The 14,559-nt window shown below is 38.1% G+C and carries 14 protein-coding genes and 1 pseudogene; 10 read left to right on the plus strand and 5 right to left on the minus strand.

Going from position 1 to position 14,559, the window contains the following annotated elements; translation table 11 throughout:
- Positions 1 to 12: 12 nt before the first annotated feature.
- On the minus strand, positions 13 to 1,248 hold the full coding sequence (locus BUB11_RS11450) for an ABC transporter substrate-binding protein (RefSeq protein WP_073029887.1): 1,236 nt from the start codon (positions 1,246 to 1,248) through the stop codon (positions 13 to 15).
- Positions 1,249 to 1,535: 287 nt separating this feature from the next.
- The gene (locus tag BUB11_RS11455; RefSeq protein ID WP_073029888.1) at positions 1,536 to 2,342 is read right to left on the minus strand and encodes a carbon-nitrogen hydrolase family protein; all 807 of its coding nucleotides are present in this window, start codon (positions 2,340 to 2,342) and stop codon (positions 1,536 to 1,538) included.
- A 218-nt stretch (positions 2,343 to 2,560) separates the two neighbouring features.
- Here BUB11_RS11455 and BUB11_RS11460 point away from each other — a divergent pair, with 218 nt between their 5' ends.
- The gene (locus BUB11_RS11460; protein ID WP_084110257.1) at positions 2,561 to 2,788 is read left to right on the plus strand and encodes a glutaredoxin family protein; all 228 of its coding nucleotides are present in this window, start codon (positions 2,561 to 2,563) and stop codon (positions 2,786 to 2,788) included.
- A gap of 81 nt (positions 2,789 to 2,869) precedes the next feature.
- Here BUB11_RS11460 and BUB11_RS11465 read toward each other — a convergent pair whose 3' ends face one another.
- A complete protein-coding gene (locus tag BUB11_RS11465; RefSeq protein ID WP_073029889.1) occupies positions 2,870 to 4,045 on the minus strand; it encodes a pyridoxal phosphate-dependent aminotransferase in 1,176 nt (391 codons plus the stop codon).
- A 36-nt stretch (positions 4,046 to 4,081) separates the two neighbouring features.
- Entirely contained in the window at positions 4,082 to 5,059 is a 978-nt protein-coding gene (locus tag BUB11_RS11470) for a 2-hydroxyacid dehydrogenase (protein ID WP_073029890.1), read from the minus strand.
- Positions 5,060 to 5,322: 263 nt separating this feature from the next.
- Here BUB11_RS11470 and BUB11_RS11475 point away from each other — a divergent pair.
- From BUB11_RS11475 to BUB11_RS11505, 7 genes and pseudogenes are all read left to right on the plus strand, one after another.
- A pseudogene (locus BUB11_RS11475) lies at positions 5,323 to 7,292 on the plus strand (HD domain-containing phosphohydrolase).
- 266 nt (positions 7,293 to 7,558) lie between these two features.
- Positions 7,559 to 8,284: a metallophosphoesterase family protein gene (locus BUB11_RS11480; protein ID WP_073029891.1), complete on the plus strand. Its 726-nt coding sequence runs from the start codon at positions 7,559 to 7,561 to the stop codon at positions 8,282 to 8,284.
- Positions 8,285 to 8,349: 65 nt separating this feature from the next.
- A complete protein-coding gene (locus BUB11_RS11485) occupies positions 8,350 to 9,138 on the plus strand; it encodes a YdcF family protein (RefSeq protein ID WP_084110258.1) in 789 nt (262 codons plus the stop codon).
- Between the two features lie 92 nt (positions 9,139 to 9,230).
- Positions 9,231 to 9,851: a dienelactone hydrolase family protein gene (locus BUB11_RS11490; RefSeq protein WP_073029893.1), complete on the plus strand. Its 621-nt coding sequence runs from the start codon at positions 9,231 to 9,233 to the stop codon at positions 9,849 to 9,851.
- Between the two features lie 60 nt (positions 9,852 to 9,911).
- Positions 9,912 to 10,811: a helix-turn-helix transcriptional regulator gene (locus BUB11_RS11495; protein ID WP_073030023.1), complete on the plus strand. Its 900-nt coding sequence runs from the start codon at positions 9,912 to 9,914 to the stop codon at positions 10,809 to 10,811.
- A gap of 123 nt (positions 10,812 to 10,934) precedes the next feature.
- On the plus strand, positions 10,935 to 11,396 hold the full coding sequence (locus BUB11_RS11500; RefSeq protein WP_073029894.1) for a GyrI-like domain-containing protein: 462 nt from the start codon (positions 10,935 to 10,937) through the stop codon (positions 11,394 to 11,396).
- Between the two features lie 15 nt (positions 11,397 to 11,411).
- Positions 11,412 to 12,296 (plus strand): SPL family radical SAM protein, encoded by an 885-nt coding sequence (locus tag BUB11_RS11505; protein WP_073029895.1) that lies wholly within the window; start codon positions 11,412 to 11,414, stop codon positions 12,294 to 12,296.
- Positions 12,297 to 12,472: 176 nt separating this feature from the next.
- Here the strand turns inward: BUB11_RS11505 and BUB11_RS27800 are convergent, their stop codons facing one another.
- Complete coding sequence (locus BUB11_RS27800) at positions 12,473 to 12,628, minus strand: hypothetical protein (protein WP_200797906.1); 156 nt, start codon at positions 12,626 to 12,628, stop codon at positions 12,473 to 12,475.
- A 329-nt stretch (positions 12,629 to 12,957) separates the two neighbouring features.
- Here BUB11_RS27800 and BUB11_RS26620 point away from each other — a divergent pair, with 329 nt between their 5' ends.
- Together BUB11_RS26620 and BUB11_RS11515 are read left to right on the plus strand one after the other, a co-directional pair.
- Complete coding sequence (locus tag BUB11_RS26620) at positions 12,958 to 13,890, plus strand: DMT family transporter (protein WP_084110259.1); 933 nt, start codon at positions 12,958 to 12,960, stop codon at positions 13,888 to 13,890.
- Entirely contained in the window at positions 13,862 to 14,530 is a 669-nt protein-coding gene (locus BUB11_RS11515; protein WP_242947524.1) for a B3/B4 domain-containing protein, read from the plus strand. The genes BUB11_RS26620 and BUB11_RS11515 overlap by 29 nt, the downstream gene beginning before the upstream one ends.
- Positions 14,531 to 14,559 lie beyond the last annotated feature (29 nt).

The raw sequence follows: 14,559 nt of genomic DNA on the forward strand, positions 1-14,559 counted from the left end.
ACAAACCTCATACTATTTTGACCGAGCCTTAAGGATTTGGTCAACAGAGGGCATAATTTCCTCGGAATTTAAGCTGTGAAGGTCACTGCCTGTAAAGACGCCATTAACGTTGGCAACTACACCATAGGACATGGGAATAGCCACCTGATGATCCTCTTTTCGCAGGGTTGCTTTGCCGACAGGGGTATCAATCGTTAATCCTTCCATAGCGTCAATGATCTTTTCTTTATCTGTACTTCCGGCTTTAGCAATCGCTTCACCAAGGAACTTGCCGCCCATGTAACCATATAAGGCAAATGCAGCGGGTTCACGATTATATTCCTTCTTAAACGCTTCAGCAAAGGCCTTGTTTTCTGGTGTGTCCGGATAATTATACAGATAAGGATTAGTACCCATGACACCCTCTGGAGCTTGGTCTCCCAAGGGTCTCAGAGTGGAAGGATCGTAGCTGGTGTGTGCCCAGACTGGGATTTCCTTATTTAGCCCGGTTGCTTTGACTGCTTTCATAAAGGCTACCATATCTGCTCCCCCAGTACCAACTACTAGCACATCAGGTTTTGCGCTGCGGATAGCGTTAATATACGGAGTGAAGTCTGTTTCTCCAACGCGCCACCAAGATTCATCCATTTTCTGAACATCGGGTTTAAGTGTTGTCAAATTGGACCATAGGTTATTGATCAAAGAGTGACCATATTCATAATCACTTCCGGCTAACCAAACCTTTTTATAGGACGATTTGGAGAGTTGGGCGGCACCTGCTTTTCCTATGATCGCAGTATTTGGCAAAGTGCTAAATACATAACGATGTCCAGCTTCACCCGTGATTTTTTCACTCATTCCACCCCATACGATGAAGGGTACTTTGCTCTCTTTAGCATATTGTGAAACAGCTAGTGAGCCTGCACTATTCGTAGTTCCTGCCAGAAAGTCGACTTGTTCGCGCATTACGAGTTCTTTAGCCCAGCTTGTTGATTTATCCGGCTTGAATTCGTCGTCACGAGTAACAAATTCGATCTTTGGACCACCTTTATCGGCAAATTCTTTGACAGCTAATTTAAAACCGTCTAAAGAGTCACTGGCATATACAGCTGCACCGCCAGTATAAGTATCAATAATTCCAACTTTAACTGGTTTATCTTCTGTCTTAGCGGGTGAATTACTTCCACAACCTGAAGACATTAATGCTGTAATTAACAGCATGGACCCTAAGCGAATAAGTGATTTTTTCTTACCTACCATTCTAACCATTCTGTTTTCCCCTCAATCTTTATTTTTTGTGTAAATAATGAGTACAGATCTTCTCTTTTTCTGAACTTTTCCTAGTTTATAAAAATGATTTTTCCGTCCTACCATACTTCCTTTCACTTAGGTTCTTCCTTTGAGCTTCATTTGCGATAGTTTATTTGAGAGAGACGTAAAAGAATATGTATGAATTATAACAGGTGAGTGTAGAACAGACAATACTTAATTTAATGTGTATTAAAACACTCTAATGGATAAAGTATCGGCATTTTCTTGCATCAGAAATCCAATTTTTAGTAGAGATTTTCTCTGCGTTGCTTCCAAACTGGCAGTGCCTCCCTAACTTCTTCAATCTGAGTAAAATCAAGATCAACTATCAGAACTCCCGGCTTTTCGTCCAACTGTGCAAGTATTTGGCCCCAAGGATTGACGGCTATGGAATGGCCGTAGGCAACATAGGAAGCCTGGAAATTGCGGGCGGGAGAAGTACCCAGCATAAAGATCTGGTTATCTAGAGCACGGCTTCGGAATAATAATTCCCAGTGAGCCGGACCGGTGGTCATGTTAAAAGCAGCAGGAACAATGACAAGGAGTGCCCCTTCTTTAGCCATTTTTCTAGTTAATTCAGGAAAGCGGATATCATAGCATATTTCCACACCGAATTTACCCCACGGTGTTTGAAATATTGTAGTGGTATTTCCCGCAGACAGTACTTGTGACTCCGTAAACTCAATCCCATTCTTGACACATACATCGAATAGGTGTGCCTTGCGATGCTTGGCAATAATCTCACCCTTTGGATCAAATACAATGCTCGTATTGTAAAGGAGTTCACCGACCAATTCTGGAATAGATCCGCCAATGAGGAAAAGACCGTGGGTGCGAGCCAGGGCAGAGAGGTGGTTCACAGTTTCTCCAGAGGGTATATTTTCAGCATAGTTCCTAAAGCAATGGATATCGTACGGGCAATTGAACATTTCTGGCAAGACTGCCAATTGTGCCCCGGCAGATGCAGCCTCCTGCACCATGCTTGCAGCTTGGTTAAGATTTTCATGTTTATCGGCTTTAACAGGGAGTTGGCATAATGCGATCTTTAGCATGTATGAGTGCGCCTCCTTAGTCCTAGAATGGTTATCGATAATTGGAATTTTAACTTTATCTAGTGTATATTATGACCTCGTCTTTCAATCCAAAACATTAAGTTAATATTTACCCTGAAGTCAGTGTTGAGGGCTTGTAAAGCGTATAGGATAAAATGAATGAAAACTGAAATTTATGTGATACTAACAATAAAATAAACTAACAGGAGGATATAACAATGAAAAATGTAACTATGTTTTCCAACAATACCTGACCATATTGCACAGTAGCGAAGAAGTTTCTTTCGCAGAACAATATTCCTTTTGAGGAGAAGAATATCAGTACTGATCAGGAAGCTTTAAAAGAGTTGCAAAGTAGGAACATTAATAGTGTTCCGACTTTCTTGGTGGGGGATGAAACTGTTGTAGGTTTTAACAAGGAAAAGATACTTGCCCTTTTACATTGAACTCTCGTTGGTAGGAAAAACCGCTGGGTACTTATAAAGCCCAGCGGTTTTTAATTAAAAATTTGAAGTAGGTAATTTTGACTATCTGATTTTAAGTAACGAAGTTTCAATACGTTCTAGAGCCTTCTCGATATTCGCTACCGAGTTTGCATAGGAGAAACGGAGATATCCTTCACCGTATGATCCAAAGGCGGTGCCCCCCAGACAAGCAACTCCTGCATCGTACAAGAGGTGATCAGCTATTTCTTTTGTGTCTTTACCGAAGGATTTGAAATTAGGAAATACGTAAAATGACCCCTCAGGCAATAGACAGCTCACTCCGGAAATTGAGTTTAAGCCATTAACCATAATGTCACGGCGCCTCTTAAACTCCGCTACCATATTTTCGACTTCATTTTGTGGTCCCGTGAGTGCTTCCTTTCCAGCCATTTGAGTAAATGCTGAAGTACAGGAATTAGAATTGACCATAAGTTGAGCAATTCGAGCCGCAATTTCAGGGTGCATAACCCCGTAACCCAATCTCCAACCCGTCATGGCATAGGTTTTCGAAAACCCGTCTAAGATAATGGTCCAATCCTTCATACCTGGCAACGAGGCAATAGAAAGAAGGGGAGTGTCACTATACACGATTCGATCGTATATCTCATCGGAAAGAACAAGTATATCTTTTCCCCTCACCAGGTCTGCAATCGCTTTAATGTCATCACTTGTAAGAACACCACCGGTAGGATTTCCTGGGGAATTAATAATGAGCATTTTAGTTTTTGGTGTAATTAACCGGGCTAGTTCATTAACATCCAATCGAAACTGATTTTCTTCTCGCAAAGGGATTGGGACAGGTGTTCCACCCACAAACCGAATTACGGATTCATATATCGGAAAGCCGGGATTCGGATAAATTACTTCATCGCCGGGATTCACAGTCGCCATGATGGAAAAAAACATAATCGGTTTTCCGCCTGGGACGATAACTACATCCTCAGCAGAGGCATCAACTTTTTTATGATTGCGAATGTATCCAGCTATTGTTTCTCTGACTTCTGGGATGCCGGGAGCGGGAGTATAGTGTGTATATCCGCTGGTTAGGGCAAGGCAGGCGGCATCAATAATATTTTTAGGGGTGTCAAAATCGGGTTCGCCAATTTCTAGATGGACGACATCTTTACCTTGAGCTTCTAACTTTTTAGCTTTTGCCAAAACTTCAAAAGCAGTTTCTGTACCAAGCAAAGACATTCTATCTGCAAATACTTTTTTCATTTGAAACACCACTTCCCATCTCAATTTAGTTGAATTTTATTTTTTGAATACTTCTGGGTTTAAACAATTCGGGGGAAGTTCCCCTCTCATGGCCGCTAAAATATTGGTCACAGCGATGATCCCCATTTTGGTGCGGGTATCGATTGTGGCACTGGCAATATGAGGGCAAACGATAGCGTTGTCCAGCTCCAATAGTCCTTCAGCAAACTCAGGCTCAAATTCGTACACATCAAGACCCGCTCCCCATATTTCCCCGGATTGCAGAGCCTTTACCAGTGCGGATTCATCCACTACTGGACCGCGGGAGGTATTTATTAAAATTGCAGTATTTTTCATTAGTTTAAACTCTTTTGTACTCATTAAATGAAAGGTCTCTGGGACAAGTGGAGTATGAATGGAAACAAAATCGGATTCTTTAAGAAGAGTTTCCAGACTGACGTATTGACCCTCGGTTTCTTTTTCGAATTCCGGATTAGCTGCAACGTCTGAATAGAGTACTTTCATATCAAAGGCTTTTGCCCTTTTAGCAAAAGACATGCCAATTCTTCCAGCACCAATTACCCCAACGGTTTTGTTCATTACGTCCTGCCCTAAAAAAAGCATTGGACCCCAACCTTTATATTTTCCCATTCTGGAGTACTTATCTGATTCTACGACTCTTCGCGCCATAGAAAACAATAAAGCCCAAGCCATTTCTGCTGTTGTATCAGTAAGAACCCCCGGTGTGTTAGAGACCATAATGCATCTTTCAGTAGCGGAGGGGATGTCTATATTGTTGTAACCTACAGCATAGTTTGCAAAAATTTTGGCCCCTTTTGCGGCATCCATCACCTCTGCATCAATAGGGTCAGTAAGCAAACTTAAGATAGCATCTCTTCCTTTAACCTTTTCTAATAAAACGGATTTTTCTAAAACATGGCCCGTTCGATTAACCTCCATGTCGCAATACTCTTCGAGCATATCGAGGGCCGGTTTAGGAATCTCATTGGTGACATAAACGTTCCATCTACTCATGTCTAACCTCCAATTATATAGTCTAGTAGATTCTATACGAGTAGTAATCCCAAATGCAAGAGGTATTATGAATTTATTACGAAATTTATCGTATCATCTATGAAATTTCGCATCTTCTTTAAGAAGGTCTGTTAAAAGTGAGTGAAAAATATTTGTTTTCAGAAAAAGATAGTTAGTCACATTATTTACTATTATAAAGTTAAATTTCTAATAGTAAATAATGATATAATTATCTAGTTACTGTGTTTTGAGGAGAGTTGCACTTGGATAATAATAGTTTATTTACTGTAATTTCATTACTCGCTTTATTATTCTATATATTAGTTCGTTTGATATCTAATTTTCGTCACAAAAATGAAGAACTTCAAGCATATATACAACAAGTAACAGCGACTCAAGAAGAACTAAGATTGCAATATAATCAGAACGTTGAAAATGAAAAGAAGTTAATTATAAGTGAAGAAAAATTTAGAACTATGTTTGAGCAAGCGCCTTTAGGGATTGCTTTAAGTGATACATTAACAGGAAAGCTATATCAGATAAATCCAAAGTTTGCTGAGATCGTTGGCAGGGAAATAGAAGAAACCGTCGGTATTGACTGGATGTCCATCACTCATCCCGATGATGTTCAAGGAAATTTGAAGAATTCAGTTTTAGTTAATGACAAGAAGATAAAGGGCTTCAATATGAGTAAACGATATATTAAGCCCGATGGTTCTGTAGTTTGGGCTAAGATAACTGTTGCCACCTTGAATCTGGAGTATGAAGGCAGTATAAGTGAAATATGTATGGTAGAAGATATAACCGAACAAAAATTGAATGAGGATGCCTTAAAATCCAGTGAATATACTTTTCGCAGGTTATTTGAGGGTTCATCCGATGCAATATTATTATTAGAGAATTATAAAGTTATTGATTGTAATCCAGCAGCAATTGAGTTTTTGGGCTATGATTCAAAGGGTAAAATTGTGGGTAAAACGACGTGGGAGCTTTCACCTGAAAGGCAACCCGATGGAATCTCTTCAATGGAAAAAGCAATGGATATTAATAAATATGCTCAAAATAATGGTAAATACAAATTTGAATGGTGGCTTAGAAAGGAAAATGGCATTGAATTTCCAGTTGAGATAATGTTAACTCCGATATTGCTTAATGGTAAACAAGTTTCACATGCAATCTGGAGAGATGTTAGTGAACGCAAACTATTAGAACAAAAACTGGAATACTTAAGCTATAAGGATGTATTAACAGGCCTATATAATAGACGGTTTTTTGAAGAGGAATTAAAGCGCCTAAATGTACAGAGAAATTTACCTTTAACTATTGTTATGGCAGATGTTAATGGCTTAAAGCTTATTAATGATTCCTTTGGTCATGCCATGGGGGATGAGCTTCTTAAGAAGGTAGGTCAGGTAATCGTCAGAGGGTGCCGAGGGGACGATATTATCGCTAGACTTGGCGGGGATGAATTTGTCATACTGCTCCCCAAGACAGACACTAATGAAACAGAACAAATTGTTAAGCGTATTAAAGAAAACGCCTTAAAAGAAACAATAGGTTCCATTGAGATCTCTATTTCTTTTGGCTGGGAAACAAAAATTGACAGAGAAGAAGATATCCGGGAAATCCTTAAAAAGGCTGAAGATTATATGTATAAGAGAAAATTATATGAAAGCCCAAGTATGAGGGGGAAAACGATCAATGCTATCATTAGAACCCTTCACGAGAAAAATAAGCGAGAAGAACAACATTCGCATAGAGTATCTGCTTTATGTGAATGTATGGGGAAAGCTTTAGGATTACCTGAAGGAGAAGTCGAAGAACTAAAGACCGTTGGTTTACTTCATGATATCGGGAAAGTAGCAATAGAAGAAACAACACTTAATAAGACAGGTGCGCTAACAGAGGATGAATGGCAAGATATAAAGCGTCATCCTGAAATCGGCTACAGAATACTCAGTACCGTTAATGATATGGCAGAAATAGCGGAATACATTTTATACCATCATGAAAGATGGAATGGACATGGGTATCCTAGAGGTTTAAAGGGAGAAGAGATACCTTTCCAATCAAGGATCATAGCTATAGTTGACGCGTTCGATGCCATGACCAGCGAACGAAGTTATCGCAGTGCGTTGCCTGAAGAGGTTGCCATTGAAGAATTGCTGAAAAACTCTGGCATTCAGTTGATCCTGAAGTGGTAAGGGTATTTGTGGAAAAGGTATTGCAGTGACTACGGGTGTTTGATAAATGCTCAATATCAAGGCTGGAAGCGTTATTGCTTCCAGCCTTGTTTTGAGTACGTTGAAAATAAGACAATGATAAGATTTTCAACGTTAGGAGGGATTTGCGCTAAGAAGTGGAAGATATTTGTTAAGTACACTTACAGCAGTCTTTTCGAAAAGAAGGCATTCTGAAGGATAATTGCGGAATGTCAGCTTAGGTTGTTTTAATTACATAACTGGCAAACACAAATTATTAAATAGCAAGGAGATCAAAATGGAGAGAATTGCCGTAATATCTGATATTCATGGGAATCTGCCCGCCTTAGAAGCTGTATTAGAAGATATTAAAAATAGAAGGATTGAGAGAATATTTTGTCTTGGAGATCTAGCCGGAAAAGGTCCAAGTTCAGCTGAGACTGTAGATATAATTAGACAACATTGCGAAGTAGTGATTAAGGGTAACTGGGACTACTATTTGACAGAACAAACGGGGCATGAAATTTTAACGTGGCATCAGAGTATTCTGGGAGTCGAAAGACTGAACTATATGAAGGAATTGCCAATCTATAAAGAATTTTATATTAGTGGAAAGCTATTAAGACTGTGTCATGCATCGCCGAATGATCTTTTTCATAGAGTCTACCTTTCAACTGAACAATGCAAGAGAATGAAATTATTTGAAGCGACATCAACACTTAATCTTGAAGCAGATGTGGTTGGATATGGAGATATACATGGCGCTCACGTAGATAATTTCGATGGAAAGACAATTTTTAATGTTGGAAGTGTTGGCAATCCACTTGATATAACCGAAGCTTCATATGGAATCATTGAAGGGAATTTAGATGATAAAAATAAAGGCCCATTTACAATATCACTTGTTAGGGTGCCCTATGATATTGAATTAGCAGTTTCTCATGCTGAATTAACGAATATGCCAGAGAAGCAAGAGTATATTAACGAATTAAAGACAGGGATATTCAGGGGGCGAAAAGCCTGAGAGATACCTTTGAGTTGGGACCGATTCCGATGAATAATAACTAGCATAAGGCATAGAAAGGAGTGATGAAAATCAATCGAAAAGTGAGAGGGCTTCTTTTCTTTTTAGGAACTATCGGTATTCTAGATACTTTGTTGCTCTTTTTATCTAATGGGGGAATTAATTTAGGAACGATTTTACCAGGGGTCTTGGGAGGGATGTTGATTTTATCGGTTGTGGTCAAGGAACTTTTCTGGAAATCCATCCTTTTAAGAAAAGATAGACCATGGTTCATTAAGCTTCGTCAGGGTATTATTTCCTTATTCTTGATTGGATTGATCTCATTTCTGGTAATCGAGGGGGAGATCATTGCTAATTCTCGCCCAGATCCAGTTGTCGAGGTGGACTATTTGATTATTTTAGGGGCAGGTCTGAATGGAGAACAACTTTCCTGGACACTTTGGGAGCGGATGCAAAAGGGTCTAAACTATTTGGAGGCGCATCCCAAGGTAAAAGTAGTCCTTTCGGGGGGGCAAGGTCCTGGCGAAGGAATTTCTGAAGCGGAAGGAATGCGCCGTTTCTTGGTGGATCATGGGATTAAAGACGAACGTATCCTTAAAGAAGATCAATCTACAAGCACAATGGAAAACTTCCGCTTAAGTAAAGAAATATTAGCCCGTCAAGCGGGCTTTCAAAACTCAGAGACGGTTGCGGTGATCACAAATGACTTTCATCTCTTCCGCTCAAAAATTCTTGCTCAGCGCAATGGGTTAATCCCGGTGGGTATTCCGTCCCCAACACCCTGGTATATCGTGCCGAACGTTTATTTAAGAGAGTATTTTGCGGTCGTAAAATCCCTTGTTTTTGATTGGTAGCTTCACTAACAAGGTTGGAAATTGAAGTCATTAAAAAGGTATGAATTATGTGAAATGACCTTTATAAATATGAAAAGGTTGGAGTCTATGAGATGGTTAATAGTATTAATAATAATGAGGAATCAGTAATAATCGTTTTACACGAGATATATGGAATCAATCAGCATCTCAAATTGATTTGTGAACAATATTCAGCGGCTGGATACCGTGTTTTATGTCCGAATTTTGTGAAGTCGGGCGATTATTTCGATTACAGTAGAGAAGAAGAAGCTTACCAGTACTTCATTGAACATATTGGTTTCTATACAATGGTGGATGAAGTTAAGTCAATACTGTTGAAAGCTAAATCAGACTATAAATATGTATTTCTACTAGGGTTTAGCGTAGGAGCAACCTCAGCATGGATATGCAGTGACCTTGAAAATTCGGTAGACGGAATAATTTGTTACTATGGTTCCAGAATAAGGGACTATGAAAGCATAACTCCCAATTGCCCGGTATTATTAATCTTCGCTGAAGAAGAAAAGTCATTTAATGTTCGGGAATTGACAAGTTCCCTTGGACAAAAGAAATTTGTAGATGTACACGTGTTAAATGGAAAACACGGATTTAATGATCCATTTTCCAATCGCTACAACGAGAAATGTCAACAAATCGCTCAAGATCTGGCAGATGGGTTTTTAATAAGGGTAAAAGAAGGACCGGAGGTTTAATAATCTTAATATGACATGTTGTTGTCATTTCCTTGAGGTATAATGATAACAGGTGATAAGATGCAAATTAATAGATTGTTTGAAATCGTATATAGCCTTCTTAATAGCAAAACAATAACCGCTAAAGAATTATCTGAGCGGTTCGAGGTGTCTGTGCGCACAATTTACAGAGATATTGAAGCCTTAAGCAACGCTGGGATACCGGTGTATATGAGCAGAGGCAAAGGCGGAGGAATCAGCCTCCTTGACAATTTTGTACTCAATAGATCAGTCTTGTCAGATACTGAACAGACTGAAATACTAACTGCTTTGCAAACCTTAAATGCTATAAATTATCCTGACGTAGACACTATTATCGCTAAGTTAGGGGCACTCTTTGATAAAGAAGATTATAATTGGATTGACGTAGATTTTTCCAATTGGGGTAGTAAGGACAGAGGAACGTTCAATCTGTTAAAAACCTCAATTGTTAACAGAAGAGTTATTACCTTCAATTATTTTAGCTCCTACGGAGAAAAAACATTCAGAACTGTAGAGCCATTGCAACTGTGGTTTAAGGATAAAGCATGGTATTTGAAGGGTCGCTGTTTATTAAAACAAGCCTTTAGAATCTTCAAACTTAATCGAATGAAAAATCTACGAATGACTGAAGAATCATTTGAAAAAGAATCAGTGAAAGAACTTGTGAACGAGCCCGCCCAAGGAATCAATTTCCAGAGGGTTGACTTAAAATTGCGTTTTAAACCATCTGTCGCCTATCGTGTATATGATGAATTTGACGAAAATGAGATTGTTAAAAATTCCGATGGAAGTTTTAATGTAAGTGTTTCATATCCTGAAGATGAATGGGTTTATGGATATATTCTATCCTTCGGCAGCTTTGTTGAGGTTATAGAACCCAAGCATATTCAGGATATTATTATTGAGAGGTTAGAAGAGACTTTAAAACAATATAAATAGTCCATAGGGGTAATATGACACTATGTCGTCATATTACCCATGGTATCCTTTGTATATCAACGATCTACACGGAGGAACTGATCATTAAGTACCGTGTGGCGTTAATCAAAGGAGGGCGAGACTATGGATTATGAAGTTGTTCTTGTGGAAGAAAAGACAGTAGTCGGGCTTATGGTTACCACCACCAATGAAGAAAACCGGGCAATGACAGATATTGGAATGCTTTGGGGAGAATTCTTGCAGGCAGGGGTCTATGATTCTATATCTAATAAGATTAATGCCAAAGGGATTGGGCTCTATACTGACTATGAAGGAGACTTTACAAAGCCTTATAAGTTTTTAGCGTGCTGCGAGGTTAGCGAAGCCACTGACATAGCAAAGATGGTTGTAAAAATGATCCCGCGTGGGAACTATGCCAAGTTCATTGTCAAGGGGCACATGCAACATGCGGTAGCCGAATTTTGGTCAAATCTGTGGGGATTATCGCTGGACCGTAAATACAGCTCAGACTTTGAAGAATATCAAAATAATTCTAATGATATGGAAAATCAAGAAATACATATTTATATTGCTGTGAATGATTAGAGAAAGGGCTTCAATATGGATTTCATACCGGCGAAAGCTATTTTATCAGGTTATAGTGGGGATAATAATTGGTTTGGAAACAACTACAACATGAATATTTACAAAGGGTGTAATCACGGGTGTATCTATTGCGACAGCCGAAGTGAGTGTTACCATGTTGAGAACTTTGATAAGGTGAGAGCTAAGGAAAATGCTCTTACCTTAATTCATCGTGAGCTTAAGTCAAAGCGCAGAACGGGAGTCATAGGTACAGGCGCAATGAGCGATCCATACAACCCTTTTGAAAAGGAATATAAACTGACGAGAGGTGCCTTAGAGCTTATTAACACTTATCGCTTTGGCGTTTCAATTGCTACAAAAAGTGATTTGATTACACGGGATATAGATCTGTTAAAAAAAATACGCCAGCATTCTCCTGTTCTCATTAAGCTGACAATTACCACTTGTGATGATGAGCTTTGCAAAAAGATCGAGCCTAATGCGGCAGTATCCTCGAAGCGTTTTTCTGCCCTTAAACAGTTGTCTGAGAACGGTATTTTTGCGGGGGTACTGCTGATGCCAGTTTTGCCGTTTATTGAGGATAATGAGGAGAACATTAGTGGGATTATTCGTATTGCCCATGAAAACAGTGCAAAATTTATATACCCTGCCTTCGGCGTAACACTCAGGCAAAATCAAAGGGATTGGTATTACAAAAAATTAGATGAAATTTTTCCGAATCTTAAAGAGAGCTACATTCGTAAATTCGGTAATTCTTATGAGTGCAGTTCACCAAAAGCCGATCAGCTTTGGAAGTTGTGTAAGAGTGAGTGTGAAAAGCTGGGAATTCTTTTTAAAATGGATGAAATTATAAAAGGTTACAAGCGAGGGTATGGCGAACGTCAGCTTACGCTGTTTTAGGGGTTGTTATAAGACAGTTAAGAGTATAACATTATCACCGAAAGTGCCCCAAAGCAGTGAAAGATACAGTATAAAACTGAAGGAAGCATAGAAAGAGCATTAACAAACTAATTCAAGTTATGTTAATGCTCTTTAATTAGGCACATGCGCTTATCATTTTCTAAACGAAGAAATATTCATGGAAGATCTGGATGAATAGTTGTCCATTGGGAGGCGTGTTGATATGCCTTATGTTCTTTTCCTGCAATCATTTTTGTCTGAGAGTCAGTATCTAATGGCTCGATACATTCTTGATAAAGATCTAAAGAAATAAATTCGTAATCAGTTGACATTTTTTCCAATCCCTTCTTTCAAGTAATTATCGTTTAGGCGAATATTCAGTTAGGTCATTTTAAATTGTGTAAATATCATTGGAATTATGCATGATGCATGATAGATAGGAAGACAATGAAAGCTCTCAAAACAGTGATATACTGGAGCTTACCAATATTCATGCTATAATATACTGAACAAGTTATATTAATCTTAGAAGAAAAGATGAATGCTTTGGAGAGTATTAAATATTAAATGTGAACGCAGGGTATATGATTCCAGACTTAATCACACGCATATGTGTATGCACAATTAATTTTACCCAGGCATTATTAGGAGTGAATTACAGTTGGAATTACGGTTATTAAAAAACAAAAAAATAGCCTATACTAATTTAGCACTTTGCATTTTATTATGGGCCTCTATACCCGTAGCAACAAAAAAAATGCTATTGGAGCTGGATAGTTTACAGATTTTGTTTTATTCGACATTCTTCTCAACGCTAGTGCTTGGGATATTAATAGTATTCCAGAAGAAAGTTAATTTCTTGAAAAGATATACCAAGAGTCAATATAGTATAATGCTTCTGCTTGGCTTCCTGGGAAATTATTTGTATTATGTTTTTTTGTACGGAGCACTAAGTAAAACAACAGCTTCTGAAGGTTTTATCTTGGCCTACACTTGGCCTATTATAGTGCTCGTCTTGTCCTTTATAATACTTAAAGATAAGCTCACGATACAAAAGGTTGTAGGAATTTCGATCAGCTTTTTTGGGATAATTGTAATAACTACTAAAGGAAATATAGCAACATTTAATTTAACCAATTTCCAAGGAGATCTATTGGCACTTAGTGGAGCTTTTGTTTTTGCATTGTTCTCTGTGCTAGGTAAAAAGTATAACTTTGACAAAACAATAAGTGTTTTTATCTATTTCTTATCGGCATTAATATTCATTATTCCAACGGCTTTGATGTTTTCAGAAATTATTTTGCCAAGCGTTAATGTTTGGCTATGGATTATTTATAATGGAGTCTTTGTTAATGGTATTTCTTATATATTTTGGTTTAAAGCTTTAGAAGAGGGAGAGACTCATATCATCTCTAATTTGCTTTACTTGACTCCGTTTATATCCCTAATTTACATTTTAATATTTTTAGATGAGAAGATACTAATGAGTGCAATAATTGGTGGCGTAGTGATTGTTATGGGTGTTTCATCCCAATATATACCATTGAATAGGAATAAGGAGTTAGATGAGATTGATAGACATTGTGATATGTAGCGAATTAAAAACAATTTGTCCTAATATTAAACTTGGATGTATTCAAGCAAATGTAAAGGTTGACAGCAGTGCTGACAGTCTATGGGAGGAAATAAATAATTATTGCGATGTTCTAAAACGGCAAATACATATAGAAGAATTGGAAGCCTTACCCGGGATTAATGATGGAAGAGAAGCTTATAAAAGATTAGGTAAAGCGCCCAGTAGATACAGGCTGTCTTCAGAAGCATTAATTAGAAGGGTCTTACAAGGAAAAGGAGTTTATAGAATAAACAATATTGTTGACATTAATAATCTAATATCATTGAAGTCAATGTTACCGGTCGGGTCGTATAATGTCAAAAACTTGCATTCTCCTATCTCCTTAAGGATAGGTAAAGAAGGAGAACAGTATAAAGGCATAGGTAAAGACCTTGTAAATATAAATAGTCTTCCCGTGTTAACAGATTCTATTAGTAGTTTTGGAAGTCCTACAAGTGATTCGGAGAGAGCAATGATCACAAATAATGTCAGCCAAATACTGATGTGTATTTATTCTTTTAGTGTCAAAATTAATATTGAAGAATATCTTCAACTTGCTAGAGGACTTTTGGAAAAATATGCTAATGGAACACAGATTAAGACGAAAATAATTGAGTAAGAGTTCCTTATGCAGAACGACAAGGCTGA

The sequence above is a fragment of the Desulfosporosinus lacus DSM 15449 genome (assembly GCF_900129935.1).
Taxonomy (GTDB): Bacteria; Bacillota; Desulfitobacteriia; order Desulfitobacteriales; family Desulfitobacteriaceae; genus Desulfosporosinus; species Desulfosporosinus lacus.